This is a genomic window from Planctomycetaceae bacterium, assembly GCA_041398825.1.
GTDB lineage: Bacteria > Planctomycetota > Planctomycetia > Planctomycetales > Planctomycetaceae > F1-80-MAGs062.
Map to the genome: position 1 here is coordinate 1 of JAWKTX010000017.1, position 26,387 is coordinate 26,387.

The 26,387-nt window shown below is 53.7% G+C and carries 21 protein-coding genes; 7 read left to right on the top strand and 14 right to left on the bottom strand.

Translation table 11 applies throughout. The features are described 5' to 3' along the window. A partial coding sequence (locus R3C20_23110; GenBank protein MEZ6043399.1) for a hypothetical protein occupies positions 1-1,521 on the top strand: 1,521 nt, incomplete at its 5' end. Between the two features lie 372 nt (positions 1,522-1,893). Here R3C20_23110 and R3C20_23115 read toward each other — a convergent pair. Beyond that, a complete protein-coding gene (locus R3C20_23115) occupies positions 1,894-2,913 on the bottom strand; it encodes a 2-oxoacid:ferredoxin oxidoreductase subunit beta (protein MEZ6043400.1) in 1,020 nt (339 codons plus the stop codon). A 115-nt stretch (positions 2,914-3,028) separates the two neighbouring features. Next, the gene (locus R3C20_23120; protein ID MEZ6043401.1) at positions 3,029-4,897 is read right to left on the bottom strand and encodes a 2-oxoacid:acceptor oxidoreductase subunit alpha; all 1,869 of its coding nucleotides are present in this window, start codon (positions 4,895-4,897) and stop codon (positions 3,029-3,031) included. A 285-nt stretch (positions 4,898-5,182) separates the two neighbouring features. Here R3C20_23120 and gluQRS point away from each other — a divergent pair, with 285 nt between their 5' ends. Further along, complete coding sequence (gluQRS, locus tag R3C20_23125; protein MEZ6043402.1) at positions 5,183-6,031, top strand: tRNA glutamyl-Q(34) synthetase GluQRS; 849 nt, start codon at positions 5,183-5,185, stop codon at positions 6,029-6,031. Between the two features lie 89 nt (positions 6,032-6,120). On the opposite strand, the gene rfbB is transcribed toward gluQRS, so the two are convergent. The 7 genes from rfbB to R3C20_23160 all read right to left on the bottom strand — a co-directional run bounded on the left by rfbB (position 6,121) and on the right by R3C20_23160 (position 12,360). Beyond that, positions 6,121-7,173, bottom strand: coding sequence for a dTDP-glucose 4,6-dehydratase (gene rfbB, locus R3C20_23130; GenBank protein ID MEZ6043403.1), 1,053 nt, complete (start codon positions 7,171-7,173; stop codon positions 6,121-6,123). 15 nt (positions 7,174-7,188) lie between these two features. Further along, complete coding sequence (locus tag R3C20_23135; GenBank protein ID MEZ6043404.1) at positions 7,189-8,352, bottom strand: serine hydrolase domain-containing protein; 1,164 nt, start codon at positions 8,350-8,352, stop codon at positions 7,189-7,191. A gap of 43 nt (positions 8,353-8,395) precedes the next feature. Continuing rightward, positions 8,396-8,968 carry a hypothetical protein gene (locus R3C20_23140; protein ID MEZ6043405.1) on the bottom strand — a complete coding sequence of 191 codons (573 nt, stop codon included), beginning with the start codon at positions 8,966-8,968 and terminating at the stop codon, positions 8,396-8,398. A gap of 6 nt (positions 8,969-8,974) precedes the next feature. Further along, positions 8,975-9,862, bottom strand: a complete 888-nt coding sequence (locus R3C20_23145) for a DUF6263 family protein (GenBank protein ID MEZ6043406.1) — start codon at positions 9,860-9,862, stop codon at positions 8,975-8,977. Between the two features lie 219 nt (positions 9,863-10,081). Next, complete coding sequence (locus tag R3C20_23150; protein ID MEZ6043407.1) at positions 10,082-10,534, bottom strand: RbsD/FucU family protein; 453 nt, start codon at positions 10,532-10,534, stop codon at positions 10,082-10,084. A gap of 151 nt (positions 10,535-10,685) precedes the next feature. Then, positions 10,686-11,504 (bottom strand): sugar phosphate isomerase/epimerase family protein, encoded by an 819-nt coding sequence (locus R3C20_23155; protein ID MEZ6043408.1) that lies wholly within the window; start codon positions 11,502-11,504, stop codon positions 10,686-10,688. A 169-nt stretch (positions 11,505-11,673) separates the two neighbouring features. Further along, on the bottom strand, positions 11,674-12,360 hold the full coding sequence (locus R3C20_23160; GenBank protein ID MEZ6043409.1) for a class I SAM-dependent methyltransferase: 687 nt from the start codon (positions 12,358-12,360) through the stop codon (positions 11,674-11,676). A 331-nt stretch (positions 12,361-12,691) separates the two neighbouring features. On the opposite strand from R3C20_23160, the gene R3C20_23165 reads away from it, so the two are divergent. From R3C20_23165 to R3C20_23175, 3 genes are all read left to right on the top strand, one after another. Continuing rightward, positions 12,692-14,212, top strand: a complete 1,521-nt coding sequence (locus R3C20_23165; protein MEZ6043410.1) for a hypothetical protein — start codon at positions 12,692-12,694, stop codon at positions 14,210-14,212. A 164-nt stretch (positions 14,213-14,376) separates the two neighbouring features. Then, the gene (locus R3C20_23170) at positions 14,377-15,402 is read left to right on the top strand and encodes an AAA family ATPase (GenBank protein MEZ6043411.1); all 1,026 of its coding nucleotides are present in this window, start codon (positions 14,377-14,379) and stop codon (positions 15,400-15,402) included. Further along, positions 15,386-17,353, top strand: coding sequence for a radical SAM protein (locus R3C20_23175; protein MEZ6043412.1), 1,968 nt, complete (start codon positions 15,386-15,388; stop codon positions 17,351-17,353). The genes R3C20_23170 and R3C20_23175 overlap by 17 nt, the downstream gene beginning before the upstream one ends. Positions 17,354-17,569: 216 nt before the next feature. Here the strand turns inward: R3C20_23175 and R3C20_23180 are convergent, their stop codons facing one another. The 4 genes from R3C20_23180 to hisD form a co-directional block, all read right to left on the bottom strand. Beyond that, positions 17,570-18,007: an Ig-like domain-containing protein gene (locus R3C20_23180; GenBank protein MEZ6043413.1), complete on the bottom strand. Its 438-nt coding sequence runs from the start codon at positions 18,005-18,007 to the stop codon at positions 17,570-17,572. A 187-nt stretch (positions 18,008-18,194) separates the two neighbouring features. After that, a complete protein-coding gene (locus tag R3C20_23185) occupies positions 18,195-19,199 on the bottom strand; it encodes a DUF1559 domain-containing protein (protein MEZ6043414.1) in 1,005 nt (334 codons plus the stop codon). 321 nt (positions 19,200-19,520) lie between these two features. Then, the gene (locus R3C20_23190; GenBank protein ID MEZ6043415.1) at positions 19,521-21,905 is read right to left on the bottom strand and encodes a heavy metal translocating P-type ATPase; all 2,385 of its coding nucleotides are present in this window, start codon (positions 21,903-21,905) and stop codon (positions 19,521-19,523) included. Between the two features lie 307 nt (positions 21,906-22,212). Next, a complete protein-coding gene (hisD, locus tag R3C20_23195) occupies positions 22,213-23,577 on the bottom strand; it encodes a histidinol dehydrogenase (GenBank protein MEZ6043416.1) in 1,365 nt (454 codons plus the stop codon). A gap of 196 nt (positions 23,578-23,773) precedes the next feature. Between hisD and ltaE the strand changes: the two genes are divergently transcribed. Both ltaE and larE read left to right on the top strand, forming a co-directional pair. After that, positions 23,774-24,913: a low-specificity L-threonine aldolase gene (ltaE, locus tag R3C20_23200; protein ID MEZ6043417.1), complete on the top strand. Its 1,140-nt coding sequence runs from the start codon at positions 23,774-23,776 to the stop codon at positions 24,911-24,913. Beyond that, complete coding sequence (gene larE / locus R3C20_23205) at positions 24,910-25,809, top strand: ATP-dependent sacrificial sulfur transferase LarE (GenBank protein ID MEZ6043418.1); 900 nt, start codon at positions 24,910-24,912, stop codon at positions 25,807-25,809. The genes ltaE and larE overlap by 4 nt, the downstream gene beginning before the upstream one ends. A gap of 98 nt (positions 25,810-25,907) precedes the next feature. On the opposite strand, the gene R3C20_23210 is transcribed toward larE, so the two are convergent. Further along, complete coding sequence (locus R3C20_23210) at positions 25,908-26,375, bottom strand: MEKHLA domain-containing protein (GenBank protein MEZ6043419.1); 468 nt, start codon at positions 26,373-26,375, stop codon at positions 25,908-25,910. Positions 26,376-26,387: the final 12 nt, after the last annotated feature.

Consider the following 26,387-nt stretch of genomic DNA (forward strand, 5'->3'; position numbering starts at 1 on the left):
GCAATACCGGATGCAGGACGGTTCCTGTTCTGCCTGGTTGACAATATCCCCACGCGGATTGTTGTTCAGAGGAACGATACGATTGTCCGGTATTTGATTCCGGTACCGCAGTCAGGAGTTTCCGGGAAGGCTTTTGATGTCAAATTTGCTCTTTCCGGTCGGATGAATAGTGATGTACAGGATCTGAAGACGCAGTTTGCAGAACGTCGTCTGCAGGTGCCTGTGCCGACATTCCCGGAATTTCGGGATGATCCGGAGTTTGGCATCTCAATTTCACGCAATCGCTGGAGCGTCTACGTACCGCAGTCATGGAGTGCGTCGCTGGTCGAAGATTCTCAGCGCACAAATGTTATTTCTGCCGATGTCCGTTCGTTTGAAGATGCGTCTCTGCTTTCGACGGTGGAGCAGACAAACTGGTTGTTGAATTCACTGTCTGCAGCAAAGGACAGCCTGTCACGCAGGAATCTGTATCGCGAACTCAAAAGGAATGAGGCGATGATACAACAGCTTCAGGGCAATGAGACCGAAACACGTGGAGAGCGCGACCAGGTACTGAACAAGATTCAATCAGAGATGAATCTGGATATGGACTCTGATAGGGATGGGCTGCAGATCATGGGGGAGCCAGGGAGTTTTGCTTCCGGATCTGGCAGCAACCTTTTCCTCTACGAATCGGACCTCAATCAAAACGGACTCGTCCTGCGCAGCAACGGCGATTTCGTTGCAGACAATCGGGCTCATGTTTCCCCGGGTGACCAATTCGGCGTCTCTGGTCAGTTGTTTGGTTTTCAACTGTCAGATCCTGAGCTGAAGCTGGATGAAACCGAGTCCCTGGGAAGGTTGATGGAGAAGCCTCAAAGTGATCGTGTTGAAACTCGCACGCTGGAGGAGAAAAAAGAATCCGCCGACCGGGCCATCCCGAGGTTTGGGCAGCTCAAAGGTTCAAAACAGCCCTCTGCGAGTAATGCTTCTCCACAGCGTGAGGCTCAGCGATCAAAGCTCCTGGAACGTCGGCAGAGTGGGCAGCAGCCAGAGCCTGCAGCCAGACCTTCGATGGAAGAACAGTCTGCGATCAACCAGGTGCAAAACTTCGAACAGAGTCCGGTTTTTCAATCAGACAACAAAACCATGGAGCAGCAAGTGTCATCAGCAGAATCCACGGGACTCTTGTCTCTTCAGTTTGAAATACCGTCTGACGGCGTTCGCATGGACTTTGTTCGACCCGGCGGAAATGCTTCACTGGCACTGGATGTAAGGTCTGCAAAGACGGTTCAAACCGGACTCGGATTGCTCTGGGCTCTGGCCTGTGGAGCAGCGGCCATTTTTCTTCTGACGACCAGCACCCAGTTCACCAGTTTCCTGCGTCGGGCCTGTCTGTTATCAGCGTTGGTCGGCATGGCTGGTTGGTTGCTCAGTGACGAACGCAGTTTCGGGTGGTTTGCCAGTCTTGCGATTATTTCCCTGCTTGTTTATTCAGTCCTGCTGATTCGCTCAGAACGCAGGGCTGCTCCAACAGTCTAAGCTCACACCTCAGCATTCAGCGGCAGCTCACGTCGAAGGCTCCGAACTGATGACCTTCCTCAGACAGGCTCAAACGCACATTGGTGATCCAGAGACGTTCACAGCCAGCCAACAGGAGGCCTGATCGCGGGACACTTCAGGCATGAATGGATCTCAGGTACACATACGTTTGATTGGATCTCAGGTACACATACGTTTGTCTGAAAGGCCACGGTCTTAACAGACTGATGAAAAGCGGGACTGGCTCGAGCAGGAGACCTGAGAACACGATGGTTTCCAGTCGTCCTGCCTGTCCCGGTTTTTCAACGGACAGTTAAGTTAAGTCAAGTTAAAGCCGTGGCCGTGATTTGCTTCGGAGCTGCTTGAAAAAAGCTATTTCACAATCCAGGTATCGCCGCTGTTAAACAGTTGCTCCAGATCACCCTCACCTGCATTTCCTCTGGCCTGGGCGACCTGCTTACGGACTTCTTCGTCGTAAACAGGACGCTGGACGTTACGGAGCACACCCATCGGTTCCGGGAATTCCGGATGTCGCATTTGTGCCAGCAGAAATGCAAGGCTGGGATCGTGGGCGCTTTCATCGTGGAACAACAGGTCATCCTCAGAAACACCGCTGCCAAGTTCCACCACTTCTGCTCGACCATATGAATTCAGCCGAATGCCTTTCTCTTTATTCGCACCGAAGCGAAGTGGCTTGCCGTGTTCCAGGTAGACCACATGGTCCTCCTTTTCGCCTTTCTTGGAAGCGTAATTGAATGCCCCTGTATTGAAGACATTGCAATCCTGGTACACCTCAACAAAAGAGGTTCCCTTGTGTTCCGCAGCTCTCTTCAGGGTCTCTGCCAGGTGCTTAATGTCCACATCCACTGAACGCGCGACAAAGGTTGCTTCACAGCCAATGGCAACGGACAACGGGTTCAATGGGTTGTCGACAGATCCGAATGGAGTACTTTTGGTTTTCTTGCCGAGCGGACTTGTTGGGGAGTACTGTCCCTTCGTCAGGCCATAGATCTGGTTATTAAAAAGAATGATGTTCAGGTCCACATTTCTTCGGATGGCGTGCATTAGATGATTGCCGCCAATAGACAACGCATCGCCATCGCCGGTGATCACCCAGATGTGCATTCCGGGATTTGCCAGTTTCAGACCTGTCGCTACTGCCGGTGCGCGACCATGGATACTGTGAAATCCATAGGTATTCATGTAGTACGGAAACCGGCTGGAGCAACCGATGCCCGACACGAAACAAATGTCTTCGCGGGGGATGCCGAGCTCCGGCAGCACCTTCTTCATTTGTGCCAGTATGGAATAGTCGCCGCACCGGGGGCACCATTTGACGTCCTGGTTGCTGGCAAAGTCCTTTGCAGTTAGCTGCGGAAGTACAGTACTCATGAGATTACATTCCTGTGCGTTTAGGTGTGATCATCTTTGATTTTGATTATGTGGAAATTGCCGGGCCCCGGGGGGCCTGATAGATGGCGAACTGAGGATATGGATTCAGAGATACTCAGTTGGCGAGAACATCATTGATTTTGTTGACCAGTTCGCTGGTCTTGAATGGTTTGCCCTGGATCTTGTTGTATGGAATTGCGTCTACCAGGAATCTGGACCGAATGACCATTGACAGCTGTCCCAGATTCAGTTCGGGGATCAATACTTTCCGGTAACTGCTGAGAAGCTGTTTCATATTCTTCGGTAGCGGGTTCAGGTATCGGACATGGGCATGCGCAACACTCCTGCCCTGACGTCTGGCTTCCCGTACAGCGGTGCGGACGGCTCCATAGGTGCCTCCCCAGCTAATCACAAGAAGGTCCCCTGATTCGGGGCCATCGACTTCCTGATCCGGAATGGAGTTTGCGATGTTGGCAACTTTGCGAGCGCGCGTATCAGACATGTGCTGATGGTTATCCGGCCCATATTCCACATTGCCGGTTACATCTTTCTTCTCAAGCCCCCCAATACGGTGTTCAAGTCCGGGAGTTCCGGGACGAGCCCATGGACGGACGAGCCGTTCATCCCGAAGGTAGGGCATGTATCCGTCCGGCGAATTCAGTTCTTTTGCAAAGTTGACCGGAATTGGTCTGATGTCCGATACGGACGGCACAGACCACGGCTCAGCACCGTTAGCAATGTACCCGTCAGAAAGAAGAACCACAGGGGTCATGAACTCAACGGCTATTCGCAGCGCATCCTGAATCGCCCAGAAGCAATCACCTGGTGTTTGTGCTGCGATGACCGGTAGAGGAGATTCGCCGTTGCGGCCGAATAAGACCAGCAGTAAGTCAGACTGTTCTGTCTTGGTTGGAAGGCCAGTACTGGGGCCACCACGCTGAACGTCGATAATGACCATTGGCAGTTCGGTAATCATGCCAAGGCCCATTGCTTCGCCCTTCAGGCAGATTCCTGGTCCGCTGCTTGCGGTAACCGCCAGTGCGCCGCCAAACGCCGCACCACATGTTGCTGACATCGCAGCAATTTCGTCTTCGGCCTGGAAAGTTGTACAACCAAAGTTCTTGAGCTTCGATAGTTCATGAAGAATGTCACTGGCAGGTGTAATCGGATAACCGGAAAACACCAGGTCTGCATTCGAAACCTTCGCTGCTGTTGCCATACCCATTGCGAGGGCTTCGTTTCCGGTGATCTTGCGATACTTGCCAGGGGCCAGTTTGGCAGGCGGCACTTCGTAATGAACAGTGAAGGCCTCGGTCGAGAACGCGAAGTCAGATCCCCCTTTCAACGCCCGAAGGTTTGCTTCGGCGATATCCTGCTTCCTGGCAAATTTTGTCTGAATCCATTCTTCTGTTGGCTTTGGATCACGATCGTACAGCCAGTAGACAAGTCCCAGAGCAAAGAAGTTCTTGCATCGGTCAGCTTCGCGCTGCGACAACCCCAGTCCTTCAACGGAATCCCTGGTCAGTCGTGTCATCGGAACACGATGAATTCGATAACCGGCTAGTTCATCCGTCTCAAGCGGATTTGATGCATAACCGGCTTTCTGAAGATTAGAGAGTTCAAACGAATCTTCATTGACGATCAGCGTGCCACCGCGTTTCAGGTCGCCGATATTTGACTTCAGGGCCGCCGGATTCATTGCAACCAGCGTGTCAACTTCATCACCAGGGGTAAAAATGTCGTTGCTGGAAAAACACAACTGAAAACCGCTGACCCCGGCCACCGTCCCAACAGGAGCACGGATTTCTGCGGGAAAGTCGGGCAAAGTACAGACGTCATTCCCGAAGACTGCGGACACATTTGTAAATTGCGTGCCAGCCAGCTGCATTCCATCACCGCTATCCCCGGCGAAGCGTATGACGACGGTGTCGACGGATTCCTTGTGACGTTGCTCTGATGCTGACGGCGGATTAACGACGGACATTCACGGGCTCCGATTGCTTAAAGGAATGATGGCGGTGCTGAAGACCTGCTTGCTGCGTTGTTCTTGAAAATGGGTGATGACGTCTCCGAGTGTTTCGGGCACTGAACTGCCCTGACAACATTGCGCCAGGACTTTCCTCATAAGGAATCTGACAGGGATTCAATTCTGTGACAAGGAGAACTGCTGAAAAACCGGTTTTCACAGCGGATCAAGCCTCGTTAAATTCATAGGCAATGTCCATGCCAGACTCCTGATCAACCCCCTCCGGAGGAAGAATTAACGCTGATGACAGGACCTGTAATCACTCGTTTTGCACCAAGTCCTACTGGTTATTTACATTCGGGGCACGCTTTTTCTGCCCTGATTGCCTACCAGAATACACTGGATCATGGTGGAAAGTTCCTGCTCAGGCTGGAAGACATTGACTTCACTCGCTGCAGGGAGGAATTTGCGCAATCAATACTGATAGATCTTGAGTGGCTGGGTCTGGAATGGGCTGAGCCCGTGCGAATTCAATCGCAACACTTGTGTGAATATCGAGCGGTTGCTGAGAATCTGACGCAGCGCGGTCTGCTGTATCCATGCTTTTGTACGCGTCGGGACATCCAAAGAGAAATCGAATCCGCAGGTGCCGCGCCACAGGGACCTGAAGGCCCGTTGTACCCGGGAACGTGTCGGGGCTTAAGTGAAGACGAACGGCAGTTTCGCATTCATCGGGGAGATGAATACGCAATGCGTCTGGATCTGAATCGCGCGCTCGATTCTGTCACAAGTGTTCTCGAATGGCACGATCAGGTGTGCGGTGTGCAGGTCGCTGCCCCTGAGCGATTAGGCGATGTCGTGCTTGTTCGAAAAGATATCGGCTGCAGTTACCATCTTGCCGTGGTTCACGATGATGCTTTCCAGAACGTGAACCTCGTTACACGCGGCAAAGATCTTTTCGAAGCAACTCACCTGCATCGACTTCTGCAGCATCTGTTGGATTTGCCAACGCCAGTCTACCACCATCATCCGCTGCTGTGCGATGAACAGGGGCGAAGACTGGCAAAACGTGATCTGTCCGAGACCATTCGGTCCATCAGAGAAAAAGGGGTCACTTCCGAGGAATTCAAACGGCGACTTCAGGTCAACTAGCGACGCCATGCTGGGCGGGATGCGTTGATCTGGCCGGAAAACATTTCCTGTTTCAGGATGGAGTTCCGGGATCATGAATACGGACGTTGTCAGGCAAGACCAAGTCGTCCACGCTGGTACTTGCCGCTTTGGACACGTTCGACCCAGATGGAATTCTGGATGTACCATTGGATCGTGTGTTCGATGCCGGTGGCGAAGTCCTGTTGGGGAGTCCATCCGAGCTCATTTGAAATTTTTGAGGCATCAATGGCATAACGTTTGTCGTGGCCCGGGCGATCCTGCACATACGTGATCAATGACTCGCAAGGTTTATGTGACAGGTGCGGGCAGAGTCGATCGACTGTGCTGCAGATCGTCCTGACGATATCGATGTTTGTCTGCTCGTTGTTGCCGCCAATATTGTAGCATTCTCCGATACGTCCCCGGTCCAGCACAGACTCAATAGCTGCACAGTGATCTTCCACATACAGCCAGTCGCGGACATTCAGGCCGTCGCCGTAAACCGGCATTGGCTTCCCTTCAATCGCATTCAGGATCATCAATGGAATGAGTTTTTCCGGGAACTGGTATGGACCATAGTTGTTGCTGCAGTTGGTAATCAGCACGGGCAGCCCATAGGTATGCAGCCATGCACGAACGAAATGATCGGACGAGGCCTTGGATGCTGAATACGGGCTGTTGGGCGAGTACGGTGTTGTTTCTGTGAACAGCCCTGTGTCTCCCAGCGAACCATAAACTTCATCGGTAGAGACATGCAGAAAACGAAACTCCCGGGCTTCCCGTGAATCGAGTTGAGCAAAATAGCTTCTGACTTCTTCAAGCAGGCAACAGGTTCCAACAACGTTGGTCTGAACAAAATCCAGTGGACCGTCAATGGATCTGTCGACGTGGGACTCTGCTGCAAAGTTCACGATTGCAACCGGTTGGTGCGTCTTTAAAAGGCTTCGCACAAGTTCCCGGTCGCCAATATCGCCAACGACCAGTGTGTGTCGCGCAGAGTCTGTTTGAGGCAGGGAATCCGGGTTGCCAGCGTAGGTCAGTTTATCCAGATTGATAATGCGGACGCCACCGCGTGCGACAGCGCGTCGCACGAAACAGCTGCCAATAAATCCAGCCCCACCGGTCACCAGAATCGTCTTCATCATGTTACGGATACTTCAATCGTGGGCCGGAAGTTTAACGAGCTGACTGTTGGCGAGATCCACATAGATCGCTTCATTGATGGTACGGTTACGTCGCTGGTGTTGACCTTCTCCGCAAAAGCCGTTGGCGGCCCAGGCGACAGTGATCTCATTTTCCGGGTCACAGAATGCCATCGAACATTGCGCTCCCCCGTGCCCGAAGGTCTTTTCACTGGCGAAGCGACCGAATCCATATGGTACCGTATGAATTCCGTAACGATTCGAATTGACGATGACACCAAATCCAAAGTCAACGTTATGTTGAAGTGTGTGATCGAACAGACCGATTCGCTGGCGCTGAACCATCTGACTGATCGTGCCGGGTTCAACAAAGTGGCTTCCATCGGCCAGTCGTCCATGGTCGTGCAGCACTTCATAGAATCTGCACAGGTCGCTCACCGGACCCATCAATGAACCACCCGGCGAAGGCCGGGATCGATATTCAGGCGCGTTATACAGAGACTCTGTCAGTTCTCCACCAGTGCGTTCATAAATCGTTGCCAGCTGCCCGGTCCTCATCGCCATGGCTTCCGGCACCTCATCGCCCGTGATCGATCCACAGGTTGTATTCACCATCAGCAGCGGATCCAGCAATTCTGTTTGAAGGATCGCTGAAAACGATAGATCGGGGTGGGCCGATGTGCGACGGAGAATCTCTCCCAGCAGGAACCAGCTGGACTGTGGATGATAGGCTGCCGTGCCGGGCTCGAATTGAAATTGCGAGGAGAGCAGGGTTCGAATGGAATGATCCCAGTCTGCATGAGGCCATCCGGTTTCAACTGTCGGGATGCCGCCCGTATGAGTCAGCAGTTGCCGAATCGTCAGTGAACCCGGCATCGCAGAGGAAGATGATTGAGCGGCAGGGGGAATCAGGTCGCAGACCTGCGAGTCCAGACTGAAGACCGCCTGTTCGATTCGCTTGAGGATCAACAACGCCGTTAACGGTTTACCAGCAGAACGCCAAAGCATTACCGTGTCGCGCGTGGCAGGAATCTGTGGTGCAGCAAGACCATGAGCGTCGTTCAGAACATTCTGACCCCGCACGTTGACGCAGATCTGGAGGGCCGTGTGGAGTCGCCGATCGATACCATGTTGAATGGCTGCGAGCGTTTCAGGAAAATTATCGAAACTGCCGGTCATTGTTGATTATCTGTTCAACGCTCCATTGGTATTCAATCTCAGATTATTCGACGGGCAAACCGCGTTCATCGCGAATGCGGCGGACCTGCCTAAGGACATCTTCGATAATTGAAGCATTCTTCAGGACTGCGATAAATTCCAGTCCGTTGACCAGCAGGTTCGCCAGAGCGGTGGAAACGGCCACAAAAAAGTGAATCGCAGCATCGGATTTGCCAAGACTAACGGGCGTCGCAGGATCTGCGACAGCGCCAAAAGCTCCGGTGGCGATCAGCAGCAACAGAACCACGACGATTCCGGGAAGTACGCCATATTTGACCTTCTGGTTGCTGTTGTACCATGCAGCGTCCAGGCCATAGGCGTTACTGGTTTCTTCAATCCATCGTCCAGTCCCCATGAAGTAAGTAAACAGGATTGCGTGGACCAGCGTCGCGAACGTCAATGCGCCCAGACCAATCAGCATATGCGTGCTGATTCGAGCATTGTAGGCCGGATCCAGCTGAAACTGCGGATCTGTGGCGGGAAGGGTGATTCCCGCCCGGATTGATAAACCAAACAACACGGCTGTCCAGAGGCAGATATTTCCCAGGATCGCCAGCGTCAAAAAAATGCGTTTCACGAATGCCTACTTTTCCAGATTCATATTCGTTGTTTGTACAACCGTCTGATTAACAACCTGACCAGCCTGACTGATGCGCAGTTCCAGGGTCAGATTCAGGTCTGACTGAATGATGCGACCCTGAACAGAATCGAAGAGAACCTGACCCTTGCCTTCTGATTTCATGACCTCAATCTGGGCCGGAGAATTCTCTTTCGGGGAGAATGAAACCGTTGGGACAACAGAAATTCTGGCCAGTCCGGTCTTTGGGTCTTTGCCTTCGTAAGTCAGCTTTGCGTCAATTTTCATTGACCCCAGCGGCATGTCCATTGAGTGTGAACTATCCCAGGATTCTCCCGCTTTGATTGTCTTTTCCGGCAAAGTCACGGTGGTCTTCTGCATTGTTTGACGCAGCGTGTCTTCGGTGAACAGCGGATTGGGGCCCAGTCCGGATGTAATGGATTCCAGCAAACCTTTGGGCACTTCCACGTTCTTGATTTCGCCGCTTGGGCGCATGGTGACCACGAATTCTGCATCGATGATCTTACGGAAAACGTCAGCCATAATTCGAGCGGTCGGGCTGTCGGGGACCTGCGTGCTGGAAGTGTCGAATTCGACCGCGACCGCCCCGGCATTCATCTTCATCTGAATGCGCCTCATCGACTGTTTGACGGTGGCATCACCGGTTGAACCGACATCGACGACGTCCCATCCCATATCCATAGTCTGCTGCATCAGGCTGCTTTGCTTGTTGCCTGCAATGGTCATTTCCTGCTGGATCGATTGTCGGACAATGTACTTCAGGGATTCGCCGGTCTTCAGCTTCCACCTCAGGTCTTCCTGACCCTGAACGAGATTTGCTGTGAAGAGAGCTGCAATCAGTGACGCTGAAACAACAAATGAGCGAATCAACATTTCAGGGATTCTCCTGGAAGACTTCGTAAAGCCTGTGAGTAGAGTGACATTACGGACCGAGCGCCGATTCTCGCGCTCAGCTTGCCATCACATGCCGGGCAGCATAACAAATCTGAAGGCACAGGCCGAAGCAAGTTTTATAAATCGTGAGGAAAGAGAATGGAGTGAGATGCTGTCCGAATCCCAACGCCATCCCTGGCGATGTTCGCACGCTTCCGCTTACTGGCCTGCTTTTCGGACTCCAACAGTCAACAGCAGATTGGCCCAAAGTGCCTGGTCGCCGGTTTGAATCGTTAATACATGGTCACGCGAGTCAACTGCATCGTAGAAGTCCCACCGGGATATGGGCTCCAGCGTGATGTCCAGTTCTGCAGAACTCAGGATTGAGCGATATTCATTCCAGACTGGAGGATCACTGGGCAGCTTGTAGGGATCGTCGTCGGGCATGCCCATGGTGTTGACGGCTTCAACGGGTACAGCCGTCAGCAGGACTTTCAGGACCTGAGCAACGGTGACAAGTCCGGGGGCGAGGTTCAGGCTCACCAGTTCAGCTTTGGGGCCGATCGCAGATGAAGCCGGGTAGTTACCGTCTGCAATCAGAATCTTCGAACTGTGGCCAGCGCGCGCGACCACTTCAGAAATCTTTGGATGAATCAATTCTGAATAGAGCATTGATCAGTGTCCGTATTTGTTGTCTGTGGAGAGGTGATTCTGTAACTGTTTGTTGGCCAGGAGAGACCCGGTTGAGGTCTTGCCGGAGTCGTCATTCTGCATCGCAGGCCGGAACCAAGGAAGACTCCCGGGGCACAATGTCTGAGCAGGACTATCGCATAAATACTCGTCGAAATGTTTCGATCGTTCGGGCAGCTGCCGTGGAGGAATCCGGGACTGGAAACGCTTCGGCAGAAGCGTAGCCATTGTAGTCTATTGCAGCCAGTGCATCGGCAATCGGTTCGTAAGCGATATGGCCACGGCCTGCTGCCTGGCGGTTTGAGTCGACAAAGTGGACGTGGCCAATAAAATGCCCCGCGTCTCGGATCGCCTCTTCCAGGCTGGATTCTTCAATATTCATATGGAAGAGATCCGCCAGCAATCGAACGTTGCTTGTTGCGAGTGGTTTCAGAAGTTCGACTCCCTGCTCCATAGTGACAGCCAGATTTGTCTCGTAACGATTGAGCGGTTCGTAAATCAACGGGACTCCACGAGCCCCTGCGTGTTCGCCCAGATCGTTCAATGCCTCCTGCAGTCTGGCAATGGCCGTGGGTTTATCTGTTTGCTGGTCCCATTTTCCCTGCATGGATCCAATGATTGCCGGCGCGCCGAACTCAGAACCTGCATCGATGATATTCCGAATAAATTCTCGTGCGGCAATTCGTCGGGATTCATCAGCGTCGCACAAATGCAAACCATGCACCACCATACCTGCGCCCGTACCAACAGCGGCGAGGCTCAACTGATGCGTCTTCAGCAAATCCTGAAGAGGCAGGGCGCGAATTGCATCGGCAGAAGGTGCAAAGAGTTCGACAGCATCGAAACCAAGTCGCTCTGCGTCGGAGCACGCTGCTGCGACATCATCGTGGTAAACAAAAGGACCCTTGCGAGCTTGTTCAACGATGCTGACAGTAACGGCAGAACGAATCATGACGGGCCTTCAGGTAAAGAGCAGAGAATTGTGGGGCGGTATTGTCGGCATTTGTGGTGATCGATTCAAACCGACATTCGATGCGAAACCGGACTTCCGGTTTCTGGAGACTTTCTTGACGGCAACAGGTCTTCAGGCATTGTTCGATATAGTTCTTGCTCTGGAATCTTCAGCTTTCACACGTTTTCTTCCTGATCACAGCCACATCGGATCGCAGGAGTTCCAGCGTCCCATTCAGTTTGCCAGCCAGCCACTCGAAAGTCCTGTCGGCGTAAAAAGCGACGTGTGTCGGGTCGATCGTGTAGAACCAGTCTGAGAATCGATCGCACGCCTCTTTTGGGATTCGTTTGGTCATGATTCCCATGACGCCACCCGGGCGGACGCAATTCCAGAGTTGCTGGATTTCCCGCCATGGGTGATGAAGGTGTTCGAGAACTTCCGTTGATGTCACGAAATCAAATTTCCGTTGCAGGACGTGCGGATGATTCGCATAGAACGGGTCGAACACGTCCATCGTATTCCCACGTTCTCGAAACATCGTGGCCAGGGCGGGTCCGGGTCCGCAGCCGAAGTCCAGGCCACAGGCATCAGGGGCTGTTCGTTCTGCAATTGGCTGAAACAATCGATTCAGGAATCCACGGTATCCCGGGTCGAAAATGTCGTTTTCGTGGAGTTCATAAATCCTGAATTCTTCGTCCGCCGAAAGAAAAAAACGCTTCGGAACATGGACCAAACCACAATGTTCACACCGATAGAATTCTCTCGATGTGTTGCGGTCAATCAGAATGGTGTCACCTGCCAGACACAAAGGGCACGGTTCGTCCGACTCAGCGTCAGACGCGTCTTTATCGTTCATTGATGGTAGTTCCGGAACGGCTTGCAAATCCCGGCCAGTTCGAGATTGAAGACCGGATGGCCGTGGCAGGGAAGGGTGTTTCACCGGTTGTTGAGCACGCCCGACAAAAACCCGGGGAACGGCGGCTCTTTTAGCGGAATTCGTGAAAATACCCCAGTGCTTTCGGAGCTTTCTGGTTCCACGGACATGTTTTGGCGTGACCTGCGGCAACAATCGATTCAACGAGACAGGTCACCTGAATTGACACTTCGTCTTGTAGTTGACCCCAATCATATCCAAACTGACAGGAGATTCGATGTTTGAACATGGCGCTTAGCGTGGAGTAATGCGGATGCGAATCCTCTGGATTGGGATTCTGTTAAGCTGGCATACAACGCATCTGTGTGCAGTTGCTGATGAGTCGGCATTGCTACCTCATATTAAGCCAGACTCCGTCAACGATTTGACATCGCTCGAAAATGCCGAACGAACCAGGCACAAACGTTTGACGGCTTATCTTTCTGCATGGCGCAGCTGGTTGGCAAGAAAATGTCAATTGTCAGCAGACCAGCTTATCGCGGTCGAAAGTCTTTGTGAAGAAGCGGTGGAGTCGTCGCAGGAAACCTGGCGTCAAGCGGGGCTTGAAGGAACTGCTTCGCGACTGCCCGATTTTGCACCATTGGAACTGTCGAGAACCCCCGGCTCAGCAGAGCTGACGAATCGAACGTCGTTTCAGGTTCGGATTCGAAAGCTTCTGACAGTGCATCAGCTGGAGATTTACTCGAACGCATTGTCCGTACGCAATTTGCGATTGATGAATGCAGATCGATCGCACGTCATTGCTGAAGTGGATGAACAACTGCATCTGTCCGTAGAACAGCAGATGCGGCTGGAAAACGAACTCCGGGCTCTCATTCGCAATTCGAACACAAGTCTGTTTGGATTCGAGACCGCGGGAAGTCCGCTGGATTATCTTTCTCCAAAAGTTGTGGCGTGGCGCATCGGCGAGCTGGATCTGACACCCGAACAGCGATTGACGATGGAATCCTTTTTTCCCGAGATGCAGCGCCGTCAGGCGAACGTCCCGCGTTTCGTCGTTAGTCTGACCAACTGGGAAGAGGACCTGCGATTGCTTTCGCAAAAGTATCTGGATTCTCTGAAGAAGGAGATGGAAGAGCGCGTCGTGGAATACAGCCGGCTCTGGCAACTGGATCCACGGCAGGTCGAGCATTTACAGTTAGCGGCATCGGGGGCTGTGACGAGAGTTGTCTCTGACTGGCGGGCGGAAACCATGGAGCGATTTCTGTCACGGGCAGACCAGATCCGGAAAATGGCGGACGAACGGGCGGAGCTGCAGGAACGGGTTCGAGCGGATCAGCAGCTGCGGCAATTACAGGGCCTCGATATCCAGGCTCGCGGAGTGAATAATGGATTGTCCATCGGCGGCGAAGCTGTCGATTTGACGCGTGTCCAGAATCATCCCCTCTGGCGTCGCGCTATATCGCAGGTCCGTAAAGAAGTTGAGTTTCAGGGCCTGTCACGGACAGCGTGGGGAAGAGAAGCCTGCATCGACTTCGTTCAGACGGCCCTCGAAAGGGAACTGTGGTTGCATGAAGACCAGATCGAGCCACTGCGTCAGCAGATTCGGGAAATCATGCCATCGGACATTGATCGGTACCAGCAGCCCGGTCGTGAGTTGGCATACATTTCAATTGTGATGAAGCGAGTCTCGCCGGATAAACTCGCCCTGATCCTGAACGAATCACAAATTGTTGCCTGGAAGGAACTGGCCCGACAGTTTGACTACTCAGACAATTCTGTTCAGATTTCCCTCCGGGACGGGTCAAAGTTTGTGCTTGAATACCTCTGGTAGGTCGAACGCCTGATGAGAAGCGTCAAGCCGATGAGCTCAGGGCACGTCTTCCGCTTGAGTGATTCGCAGACGAATTGTCTGTCGGGAGCGGAGCTTGCTGAGTTCAACGTACGGAACCGGATTCTGCAGTCGAAAAATTTACACGAAACTGGAATTGGCTTTACATGTCTGTAAGTGCAGAAACGCAGCCCGAGCTGCAACAGGACGACGTTCGCGCGATAGATGAGCTGCGAGAGGTTTATCAGAAGTTGTGTCGCGAATTGTCTCGCGTCATTGTCGGACAGGAAACGGTTGTCGAACAGCTTGCCATTTGTTTGTTTGCCCGCGGGCATTCATTGCTGATGGGTGTCCCGGGCCTTGCAAAGACACTGCTGGTGAGCCGCCTTGCTGAAACCATGTCGCTGAGTTTCAGTCGAATCCAGTTCACGCCGGATTTGATGCCCATGGACATTACGGGCACGGATATTCTTCAGGAAACCCACGACGGTCGCCGGGAGTTCGAATTTGTCAAAGGGCCCGTTTTTGCCAACATTGTGCTTGCGGATGAAATCAACCGAGCTCCCTCGAAGACTCAGGCGGCCATGCTGGAAGCCATGCAGGAACACCGGGTCACTGTTGTCGGAAGGCCGTATCCACTTGAACCGCCATTCTTTGTACTTGCGACACAGAATCCTGTTGAGCAGGAAGGAACCTATCCACTTCCTGAAGCTCAGCTGGACCGGTTCATGTTTCTTATCACGGTGGACTATCCCTCTCGAGATGAAGAGATTCAGATCGCCAGGACAACAACCGGAGGCTCCATCCCTCCATTGGAGCACGTGTTGAATGCCGAATCGGTGCAGCGATTCCAGAGCCTGGTGCGACGGATTCCAGTACCGCAGCACATCTACGAATTTGCGGTCGATCTGGTCCGCCGGACTCGACCCAATACGCCCGATGCTCCGGCATGGCTGAAGCCGCTCGTTGCATGGGGGGCTGGTCCCCGAGCTGTTCAGTACCTGATTCTCGGGGCAAAATCCCGGGCCGCACTGACGGGCAGCTACATGGCAAGGCTGGAAGATGTGCTGGCCGTTGCAGAACCGGTGCTGACGCATCGCGTACTGACCACGTTTAGCGCAGAATCAGAAGGAATTCGCGCGGGGGATGTCGTGCAGCGGCTTGTGAAGGAACTCAATGCCGAGCGATCATGAATCCATGACCGAATCCGTAACGCATTCTATGCGCGTTCTGTCGATCATTCCGCCGATGACGCAATTGAACACGCCTTATCCTTCCACGGCTTACCTGACAGGTTTTCTTCGGTCGCGCGGCGTGAACGCTGTTCAGGAGGATCTGGCATTAAGTCTGGTGTTGCGGTTGCTGTCAAGAACTGGTGTCACCGCAATTTACGATCAGATTCGCAGCAGAAAACTTCGCAGGCCGACTCGATCAGTTCGCAGTTTCTGCGACCAGTTCGAATTGTACCAGTCGACCATTGATCAGCTAATTGCGTTTCTGCAGGGGCGTGATTCCACGCTGGCTCATCGTATCACATCACGTCGATATCTGCCGGAAGGTCCTCGTTTTGCGACACTGGATCAGCACCGGGATGCCGATGCTCCCGATGACGATGAATTGAACTGGGCTTTCGGCGCTCTGGGGACGCATGATCGCGCCAGGCACCTGGCGACCCTGTACCTGAGTGATCTGGCCGACGTCATTCGTGATGCCATCGATCCACGATTCGAGTTTGTGCGGTATGCCGAATCGCTTGCTGCAAGCCAACCAACATTTGATCCTTTGTCCGAAGCGCTGGCCGCCCCGCATAATCTGGTGGATCGGTATCTGCACGAATTGACGCAGGCGGCTGTCCAGCGACATCAACCCCAACTGGTACTTCTGTCGGTTCCCTTTCCAGGTTGTGTTTATGCTGCGTTCCGAATCGCGCAGACGCTGCGTGCATTACATCCGGAGATAAAAACAGTTCTCGGTGGGGGATTCGTTAATACCGAACTTCGCGAATTATCCGATGTTCGAGTGTTTGATTTCTTCCACTATGTTTGTCTGGATGACGGCGAACGTCCACTCCTGGCATTGATCGAACATTTGAACGGTATGCGTTCGGAGGAGAATTTGGTTCGTACGTTCGTACGTCATTCGTCCGCCGATCAGGCGAAGGAATCAAGTCAGGTTGTGCGGTACATCAATGCCATTGAGCCTGATGTGCCCTTCGCCGAAACCGGCACACCAACCTGGGATGGTCTGCCGATTCGTGATTACCTTTCAACGCTGGACATGCTGAACCCAATGCATCGACTTTGGTCCGATGGTCGATGGAACAAACTGACAGTAGCACATGGATGTTACTGGAAGAAATGCAGCTTCTGCGATGTGACACTGGACTATATTGGTCGTTACGACGATGTTGCGGCGGCAACACTGGTCGACCGTATCGAAGCGGTCATTGAAGAAACCGGGCAAACGGGTTTTCATTTCGTCGACGAAGCGGCACCACCAAAATCGTTGCGCGCGATGGCCGAGGAACTGCTTCGGCGGAGGGTTACAATTTCCTGGTGGGGAAATATTCGTTTCGAGAAATCGTTCACACCGGAATTATGTGAGCTACTGGCCGAAAGCGGTTGCATTGCCATTTCGGGGGGGCTTGAAGTTGCTTCCGATCGCCTGCTGAAGCTGATGAAAAAAGGCGTGACCGTCGAACAGGTCGCACGAGTGACGCATGCTTTCACTGACGCTGGCATTCTTGTGCATGCGTATCTGATGTATGGCTTTCCGACTCAGACTGTTCAGGAAACTGTGGATTCCCTGGAATACGTTCGCCAGTTGTTTGAAGAAGGGTGTATTCAGTCCGGATTCTTTCATCGGTTCACCTGCACCGTCCATTCACCGGTTGGCAAATGTCCCGATGAATATGGTGTGAAGTTGATATCGTTGCCGGAGACCACGTTTGCGAGAAATGATATCGGTTTCGTGGACCCAGTTGGTGCTGACCACGACGCAATGGGCAAGTCGCTCACGAAGGCCATCTACAACTTCATGCACGGCGTTTGCCTCGATGCCGATGTTCGCAGCTGGTTCGATCAATCCGTCCCTCGCACCACGGTGCCGCGGGACTTTATTGCCAGTGCATTAAGACGAAAATAGGCAGCCCTCCGGCGGCGACAGCAGAACTGCGCCTTCCGGAGCGCCTTTCCTTCGCTTTGCGGCTAACTGTCCGTTGTAAAACCGGGACCGGCACGCAGGACGACTGGAAACCATCGTGTTTTGAGGTCTCCTGCCCGAGCCAGTCCCGTTTTTCAACAGGGCTGTTAAGTGAACAGGCGGCGAAGTTGGTTGTCGGTTAACTGCTCGCAGACCTGACTATTCCAATTCGAATGTGTAGGTGTTCTTTGATTCGTCTTCGGATACTGTTGCCTTCAAGTCAGAAGTCTTGGGGTCGCCGTATTTTTTGGGGATGACTTCGTCGGCCTTTGATTTTTCCGGGGACGCAAACATGTCCGGAACCTCATCGGGCACATGCACCAGGGCGACGTTGTACGTTCCGGCTTTTGCACCACTGGCTGAATTTGTGGCGAGAACAAACTTGCCTTCAGAATCGGTGGTTCCTTCGGCCGCCAGTCCGGCGCCACCTTCCGGAATGAACGCGACCGAGATACTGGGCACAGGAGCCCCTTTGTATTTCACCACACCGGAAGCACTGTAAAGGGTCGGAGCGTCGCTCGCTCCGCCACCGCACCCGACAATCGATGTTAATATAGTGAGCAGGGTTGTCGTTGTGATTGACTTGCGACTAAACATGACGTGCGCACTTCTTTAGAGAGTGGGTCGGAGAAATTGTGAAGCTGAAAACCAGGAGACGCCTGCGTCTCCTGGTTTTAATCTGAGGATGGGTGTATGAATCAAGAATCTCTGGTAACGCGAGCAATAACTGACGCGAGTGGCGGAAATTCGATTCTTCTATACGGGCTGATGTCTGACCTGGTGATCAAAGGTCACCGGGAATTTCGCCGCCGCTGATGGTGCCGTAAGCTCGATAGACACCCAGATCTACATTTTCGCTGACGAATCTGGCACTGCCGTCCAGCATCGCGAAGTGACCACCACCGACGTGTCGGCTGTTAAAGCCGTAATTGTTCGGCCAGTTATTGATGGCCGGTGTCCCGGGTAGTTTCACGAAATAGTTGAGAGTGATGGCAGCCGTGGCGGTGACTGCATTGGGGTTATACCACCAGTTCCATTGCGAATAGCCAGCGAGCGCTTCGCCAGCGGCGAATGTGTTGCTTGTTCCATCGGTTACGTCCCGTACCCGGGTTGGTCCGTTGTTGCCGAGCTGGTTCGAGCACAGGTACCCATTTCCGAAGTTGAGGCCATCGCCGTTGTTGGCGTTTCTGCCGCTGGTGGAAACAACTGGATTCCATGTGGCAAGACCTGCCTGCCAGTTGCTGCCGGCACAGGCTTTGTAGTTGGTCACCGCGAAGGAATCGCCCGCCACGTGCCAGTCCGATCGTCGGTCCAGTAAACCGTTGTTATTGGTGTTGTCCGAAGGGCAGAGATAGGCACGAATGACTGTTTTTGCAATTTGCTGATTGTTGGTGTTGTTCTGGAACTTACTGATCCATGTGCCACCTGTACCGTTGAAGTCAATCTGGTTGTAAAGATTGGCCTGTTCGATGTAGGGAAGGATATGCATCATCCAGCTTTGTCCGGAGTTTGTAATCTGGTTACCGCCGGCCCCTGTGTTCGCTGGCAGTGAGCTGTTGCCAGGAAAGTTGCGCAGAGCACCATTCGTTGGGAACGTGTTGAACGTGTCGTGATAATTGTAAATGGCCAGTGCAATCTGCTTCATGTTGTTCTTGCACTGGGTTCGGCGGGCAGCCTCGCGAGCTTGTTGAACGGCTGGCAGGAGCAGGGCGATCAGGATTGCGATGATTGCAATCACGACCAAAAGTTCGATCAGTGTAAAGCCATCTCTTCGGGTGCATCGTCTCATCGGAACAACTCCTGGGATTGAGCAGCTAAGGAAAGCCCTGGCGGGGCGGAAATCACGCTACGTAGAAAGGAGGTTGCATTATTACGGCAAAGCGTCTTCACTTTATCTTCACAATTCTCCCGACGCAATTCAGGGATGGTCGCACTGCGGGGGATTTGAAAACTTGTCTAAAGGGCCGAAAGTGTGCGGAATTCCCGGATCGGTCGCGAAAACGGGGGAGCGATTGGCGCTTGTGAGATGCGCTGCGCATGGCTGACGATCTGGCAATTGCGTGCGCCGATGCGTCATCGTTTTTTGGTGGGACAGCGGTGAAAAGAGGTTTCAGTCGCTGGTCAACAGCAGCAATCGCAATCCATTCAGGCAAACCAGAACAGTACTTCCTTCATGGCCAACCACACCAACGGGAAGCGGCAGGTTAAAGCCCAGTGCCGCCGCGATCAGAAGCACGATGACCAGCCCGGCAAACGTCAGGTTCTGTCGAAGAACTCGTTGTGACTTGCGGGCCAGCGTCTGCAGAAGTGCGATGTTTTCAAGCTTGTCACCCATCAGAACAATGTCTGCTGTTTCCATCGCAATGTCGGTCCCGGCTGCTCCCATGGCAACGCCAAGGTCAGAGGCGGCGAGCGCCGGGGCATCGTTGACTCCGTCGCCGATCATCATCACGCGACCTTGTTGTTTGAGTTCGCGAATGGCGTTGACTTTGTCTTCCGGAAGCAGGTCGGCCCTTACGTCGTCCACCCCGGCTTCTTCTCCGATGGCTTCGGCGACTGGCAATTGATCTCCCGTTAACATGACGACGCGTTTGACGCCAACGCGATGCAGATCCTCCACCAGTTTCCGTGCTTCCGGTCGCAATGTGTCGGCCATGACCAGAACCGCTTTCGCCACAACCCGATCCTGTTCTGCAACGCCCAGCCAGACGCAGGTCTTTCCGCGCGCTTGCAGGGGCGACGAGGACGAAAACAATTCGGCCATTCCATCGGCTTCTGCTTCGCGAAACATTCGCTCGCTGCCCACGATGTAACGCGTCCCGGCGATAACGGCTTCGGCTCCCTTACCGGTGGTAGACTGGAATTCGGATGCGGGCACCAGTTCGATTGCATGTTCGTTTGCACTTCGAACAATGGCTGTGGCGAGTGGATGTTCGGAACGTGCTTCGAGCGATGCTGCTGCGGCCAGCAGGTGACGAACATCTTCTGACAGGGGCGCTCCCGATTCTTCAGACATCATCACGTGTACGCCCGTCGCGGTGACCATGTCAGTAAGTGCAGGGCGACCTACGGTCAGCGTTCCTGTCTTATCGATGGCAACGATGTCAATCTGTGCGGCACGTTCCAGATGGGATCCACCTTTAATCAGAATGCCTCTTCGAGCGGCGCCGCCGATAGCAGACAAAACTGTCGCGGGAGTGCTGATGACCAAAGCACATGGGGACGCAACCACCATGATTGTCATCGCGCGGTAAAATGCTTCGGAGAAAGGCTGCTTCCAAAGGAGCCAGGGGACTGCAAAGACCAGGACAGTGAAGGCAATGACGCCGGTGGCATAGTACTGTTCCGCCTGTTCGAGAAACTGCTGAGTACCTGATTTTTCGGCCTGAGCTTCCGCGACAAGTTTGACCATACGGGAGAGAGTAGAATCTTCGGCTCGACGGTTGACGCGGATTTCGAGACCACCACTCTGATTGAGCGTACCTGCAAAAAGGGTATCGCCGGAAGACTTGCTGACCGGCATGGATTCGCCGGTCAGCGACGATTCATCGACACTGCTGTTGCCTTCACTGACGACTCCGTCCACCGGAATATATTCCCCTGGTCGCACGATGACGATGTCGTCAATCTGCAGGTCTTCAACAGAAACTACTTCATTGCCGGATTCACTTTTCCGCAGCGCGGTTTCCGGACGCAGGGTCAGCAATGCTTCGATGGCGCGTTGAGTGCGTTCCATCGCGTAACGTTGCAGTACGTTCGAAAAAGCAAACAGAAACAGGAGCAGGGCACCTTCGAACGGAGCCCCCACAATGGCGGCTCCGATGGCGGCCAGCACCATCAGCACATCGACATCCAGAACACGTTCGCGCAGGGAGGCCAAAGCGGACCGGACACCCTGTTGCCCGTTAAAAATATATGCAACGCAATAGAGGATCCACGTCGCCGTGGTCATCCCGATTCGATAATCAACGGTCGCTGCCGTGACGAGCGCGATGAAGCCAATTGCGCAGGAGACTTCTTCGTTCAGTTGACCTGAGCGAAGTTTGTCCACAAAGCCTGCACGAGCCCCGGATCGGAATGAGGATTCGAACGACTTAACGTTCGCTCCCGTCTGTTTGATTCCTTCGATTACCCGATCATTTGTTGTCTGTTGAGCGTCAAAGGTCAACGTCAGAACTCGCCCCAGATAGGTAGCGACGGCTCTGCGGACGCCCGGAATCTGCTGCACTCGTCCCCCCAGTCGATTCGCACTGGCTTCGCTGCCTGCACCTTCCAGCCGGAGTGTGAGTTTGTGGATAGCCGAAGTGACCTCGCCCATGTGTTCGTTGACAAGGTAGCGAACGTCATCTTCTGAAAGCCTGGCAGGGTCATAGGCGATCTGCAGGCCCTCCGCATTTGGCGTCGGCTGAATATCGACGATCCCCCGATGATCCTGCAGGGAATGGTCGCTTTGCAGGGAGGGTGGATGCAGCGGATCTTTTTCTTTTGACGTCATTCAGTTGGCTCAGTTAAGCGACACTTGAAACGAACAGGATCTGAACTGTATGCCCCGGCAACTTCGCTTGCCACCTTGGCCCGTCCGGTCCGGTTGACTGGTGCCCGGCGGAATATGGCATGGTGTTTCTCGCCTGATGGTTCAGGATCAGGGAAAACTGCCGTTGAAAATGCGGAATGAGTCCCGCAACGTGGTTTCGTGTTGCAGACCGCGTGAATGTCTTGTGCATCGCCCCCGGCGATTGCCGGCATTCCGGGGTTACTTCAGACGCTGTTGCGGTGACCCCAGCTGCGTTCGAGACGTTCCGTCAGTTTCTCCGGATATCAACACTGGCACTATGGGCTGTCAGGCCTTCTTTGTCTGCGATTAGTCGGACCCGATCGGCATCGGCCTCCAGGGCGGCCTTATCGTACTGAATTACCGAGCTGCGTTTCAGAAAGTCTGTAGCCGCAAGGCCGTTGGCGAAGCGAGCCGTTCCTCCAGTGGGCAGGACGTGGGATGGACCGGCGATGTAGTCACCCAGAGCAACCGGAGTGTAATGGCCCATAAAAATGGCCCCGGCATTCTGGATCTGGCCGAGCATTCGTTCGGCGTCGTCCATGGAAATGTGCAGGTGCTCGGGAGCGAGTAAGTCTGTCAATTCTGCTGCTTCGTGTTCACTGCGGGCCAGAATCAGCGCGCCGTATTCTTCGAGGCTCTGGCGAGCAAGATCACCGCGGGGCAGCAGGGCGAGCTGACGTTCGAGTGCGGTTTGGACCTGCTGGATGAGAGGTTCGTGCCAGGTAATCAGGACACCGGACCCGGGGCTGTGTTCGGCCTGGGAGATCAAATCGGCTGCGATAAATTCCGGGTTGGCTGTTTCATCCGCCAAAACGATGACTTCGCTTGGTCCGGCGATGCTGTCAATGTCGACATCACCAAAAACGTGCTGCTTCGCGAGGGCCACAAACAGGTTGCCGGGGCCGACAATCTTGTCGACGCGGTTCAGACCTGCAACGCCATACGCCATGGCTGCAACAGCCTGCGCGCCTCCCACGCGGTAGATTTCCGTCACTCCGATTGTATGACACGTTGCCAGCATATCGATGTTGTAGCCACCAAAGTCTGTGGGCGGCACCACGATGGCAATCTCTTTCACTCCCGCCGTCATTGCAGGCACCGCGGTCATCAGCACGGTGGACGGATATGCGGCGGCTCCCCCCGGGACACAAATGCCCACTCGCTTCATGGGAAGGTGTCGCTGGCGCAGTTCAACAGTGCCGTTGCCGGTCGTGCGGATAACATGTGCATCCTGCGGAAGAACGGCCTGCTGAAATTCCGTGATATTGTCCCGGATATGGCGGACGGTTTCGATGAATGCAGGATCAGCCTTTCTGGCAGCATCTTCGAGTTCCTCCGGGGTGACTCGGATGGTTTCTGCCGTCAGTTGTTTGCGATCGAGCTTCTCTGTGTACCTGAGTAAAGCGTCAATCCCGTCCGTTCGTACGTCTTCGCAAATGCGTTTGACAACTTCACGGGGACTCAGCGCTTCGCCGAAAAGCTGGATGGTTCGTTGTCTGCCGGCTTCGGAAACAACGTCACCTCGAGGGCTGAGCTTCTCGCGCAGCTGATGAAACATTGCTGTCGCGTCGCCATTGCGACAGTCGATTGTGTTGATTTGAATCGGTGACATAATCGGTCGTGGGAAAAGTATGTTCAGAGAATGCAGGATTTTTGGCAGTCTACTTTCCTATTTGAACGGATTCTGGCGATGCTCACCACGATTCCGAGTCATTGAATGCGTGTGTCGTCAGAATTAAAGTGTCGACGCCAGAATTGAGATTCCCGGGAGTTTGATTTGTGGCAATCATACTATCCGTCATTGACCTGTGAATTTAATCGCCGGGATCCACGACCCGGCAGAAAGTATCCCTGTGAATCCTGAGGCGACAAAGCCCATCGACCTGCGAAGTGACACGGTGACGAAGCCGTCGGCGGCTATGCGATGGGCCATGCTGACTGCCGAAGTCGGCGATGATATGCTCGGAGAAGATCCGACGGTCAATCAGCTGGAGGCCAGGATTGCGGAAATGTGTGGCAAGCAGGCGGCCGTTTTCGTTTGCTCCGGGACTCAGGCAAATCAGGTGGCTGTTCGAGTTCATTGTCGGCCAGGCGACGAATTGTTGATCAACGAAACGGGGCACATCGCCAATTTTGAAGCGGGTGGCGCGGCGGCCTTAAGTGGTGTAACGGTGAGGACGATCCAGGCAGAGCAGGGTCGGCTGGACGTCGACCAACTCAAGGGGCGTATCCGTTCGAATGATCAGCATTACGGCCGAACGAAGCTTGTCTGCCTCGAAAATACGACGAATCTGGGCGGTGGTGTATCGTATTCCCTGCCGCACCTGCGCCGCGTTTCGGAATGGGCGCGATCTCATGGTCTCCGCCTGCACCTGGATGGGGCTCGTGTTTTTAACGCGGTTGTTTCACAGGGATACGCTCTGGCTGACGTATGCGAATGCTTTGATACCATTTCCATCTGCTTTTCCAAGGGACTTGGCTGCCCGATGGGATCCGTCGTCGTTGGAAGTCATGACGATATTTTTGAATCGAGACGCGTACGGAAACTGTTCGGTGGTGCGATGCGGCAGGCTGGTTTCGCTGCTGCTGCGGCCCTTTACGCGCTGGATCACAATATTCATCGGCTGACTGACGATCATGAAAATGCGAAAACTCTCGGGCACCTCCTTCAGCAGATTCCGGGAATGACGGTCGAAACGGAAACCCTGGAAACGAATCTCGTTTACTTTTCCGTAGATCCTTCCTTCGGTTCGGCTGTGCAGATGGTCGCTGCCCTGCAGAAAGCCGGCGTACTATTGTTTCCGATGGGGGGGCAGAGGATGAGAGCCGTCACACATCTGAATGTTTCTGCCGAAGATATGCATCGCACTGCAGACATCTTGCGCCAGTGTCTTGCTGACGGAATCAGCGACCAGCCCTTAACGACGTCCGGGCCCTACGAAAAATGAGTGACACTTCCCCATTGATTGATCCGGTGTCAGCGAGTACTGATGCCATCAGCGAAATCGCCAATCGTCTTGTTGACAGGCTGGCAGGCTACGGTCCCGTTGCCGTCGCGTTTTCGGGGGGTGTGGACAGCGCAGTTGTCGCAAAGGCGGCTGTTCTGGCTTTGGGAGATCGATGTGTCGCGGTAACAGCCGTCAGTCCCAGTCTTGCCGAATCGGATCGCAAATTGGCTGTTCAGACAGCAAGAGAACTGAGCATCAGGCATGTCGAATTCAGTACCAATGAATTCGATCGCGTGGAGTATCGGGCGAACGCTGGCAATCGCTGCTTCTACTGCAAAGACACTTTGTACTCGCTGACGGCGGCCCGTTTGCAGCAATTACAAGTGGGCGGTATCGTCAATGGGGCCAATGTTGACGACCTTGGTGATCATCGTCCGGGCATGATGGCCGCACGTGAACACCATGTGCGAAGCCCACTGATTGAAGAGGGGATTGATAAAGCCACGGTTCGTGCTCTGGCCCGATACTGGCAATTGGATGTTGCAGAAAAACCTGCGTCGCCGTGTCTGGCCAGTCGGATTGCTTACGGTGTCGAGGTCACTGCTGAACGAGTGGCGCGTGTTGAAAAGGCCGAAGCATTTCTGCGTGATTTGGTTGGCAACGTGGAATTGCGAGTTCGATGTGAGCCCAACGAGATAGCTCGCATCGAAATTCCTCTCGACCAGCTTCATCGACTGACGACACCTGATTGTCGGGGTCAAGTCACCACCTGTCTGCGATCGCTGGGCTTTCGCGCGGTGACTCTGGATCTGGACGGATTTCGTTCGGGGAATCTGAATGACGCGCTGCCTCTGGTACAGTTGCAGACGGGGCGCGTTGAGAACAGGGAAGCGTAAGTTGAGATCGTTCAGCCTGTAATGTCATACGTTAGCTGCGCCTTTGAGAAATCCGGCCGTGCAGAAGTCCATTGATGGGTTGTTCTGCCTGAATCTTTTCAATCGCTCAGCATCGTCCAGGTGCCAAACGTGGCCGCTTGTCCGATTACGCAGCCGCGATCGTCGACAACATTCCAGACGACTGCATTTTCAATCTGAAAACGCTGACCCGTCGATGAGATGCGGATCCCGGAATAATTGTCGATATAGCCATCGGAGCGTGTCCGTGCCAAAAGCCGCTCGCGTTCATCACGATGGATTGGTTCTGCTGTTTTACGCGAAGGTGTCCCGATGAATTCCTCAATCGTCATTTGCCACAATCGCAATGCACTGAGGTTTCCGTAATTCAGCAATGGATCTGTTTCTGTGCCGTGAGCTACGACGACAAACGGCGACTTGTACAACCGTTCTGCATCCTCTTCGGGATGTGTCCGTTCGATCAGTTCACTGCCGATCCATCGTTTCCAGGAGTCCAGCAGCTGTGTCGTACGCAGGGTCCATTCCGGCGAATTCCAAATTGCAGTCATGTTTGGTCTTCT

Coding starts and splice junctions, on each gene's coding strand:
- R3C20_23155 (MEZ6043408.1), bottom strand. CDS start 11,504: ATGATTCGTTCTGCCGTTACTGTCAGCATCGTTGAACAAGCTCGCAAG.
- R3C20_23145 (MEZ6043406.1), bottom strand. CDS start 9,862: ATGTTGATTCGCTCATTTGTTGTTTCAGCGTCACTGATTGCAGCTCTC.
- R3C20_23170 (MEZ6043411.1), top strand. CDS start 14,377: ATGTCTGTAAGTGCAGAAACGCAGCCCGAGCTGCAACAGGACGACGTT.
- hisD (MEZ6043416.1), bottom strand. CDS start 23,577: ATGTCACCGATTCAAATCAACACAATCGACTGTCGCAATGGCGACGCG.
- R3C20_23160 (MEZ6043409.1), bottom strand. CDS start 12,360: ATGAACGATAAAGACGCGTCTGACGCTGAGTCGGACGAACCGTGCCCT.
- R3C20_23115 (MEZ6043400.1), bottom strand. CDS start 2,913: ATGAGTACTGTACTTCCGCAGCTAACTGCAAAGGACTTTGCCAGCAAC.
- R3C20_23210 (MEZ6043419.1), bottom strand. CDS start 26,375: ATGACTGCAATTTGGAATTCGCCGGAATGGACCCTGCGTACGACACAG.
- rfbB (MEZ6043403.1), bottom strand. CDS start 7,173: ATGAAGACGATTCTGGTGACCGGTGGGGCTGGATTTATTGGCAGCTGT.
- R3C20_23185 (MEZ6043414.1), bottom strand. CDS start 19,199: ATGAGACGATGCACCCGAAGAGATGGCTTTACACTGATCGAACTTTTG.
- gluQRS (MEZ6043402.1), top strand. CDS start 5,183: ATGACAGGACCTGTAATCACTCGTTTTGCACCAAGTCCTACTGGTTAT.
- R3C20_23150 (MEZ6043407.1), bottom strand. CDS start 10,534: ATGCTCTATTCAGAATTGATTCATCCAAAGATTTCTGAAGTGGTCGCG.
- larE (MEZ6043418.1), top strand. CDS start 24,910: ATGAGTGACACTTCCCCATTGATTGATCCGGTGTCAGCGAGTACTGAT.
- R3C20_23135 (MEZ6043404.1), bottom strand. CDS start 8,352: ATGACCGGCAGTTTCGATAATTTTCCTGAAACGCTCGCAGCCATTCAA.
- R3C20_23175 (MEZ6043412.1), top strand. CDS start 15,386: ATGCCGAGCGATCATGAATCCATGACCGAATCCGTAACGCATTCTATG.
- R3C20_23180 (MEZ6043413.1), bottom strand. CDS start 18,007: ATGTTTAGTCGCAAGTCAATCACAACGACAACCCTGCTCACTATATTA.
- R3C20_23190 (MEZ6043415.1), bottom strand. CDS start 21,905: ATGACGTCAAAAGAAAAAGATCCGCTGCATCCACCCTCCCTGCAAAGC.
- R3C20_23120 (MEZ6043401.1), bottom strand. CDS start 4,897: ATGTCCGTCGTTAATCCGCCGTCAGCATCAGAGCAACGTCACAAGGAA.
- R3C20_23165 (MEZ6043410.1), top strand. CDS start 12,692: ATGCGAATCCTCTGGATTGGGATTCTGTTAAGCTGGCATACAACGCAT.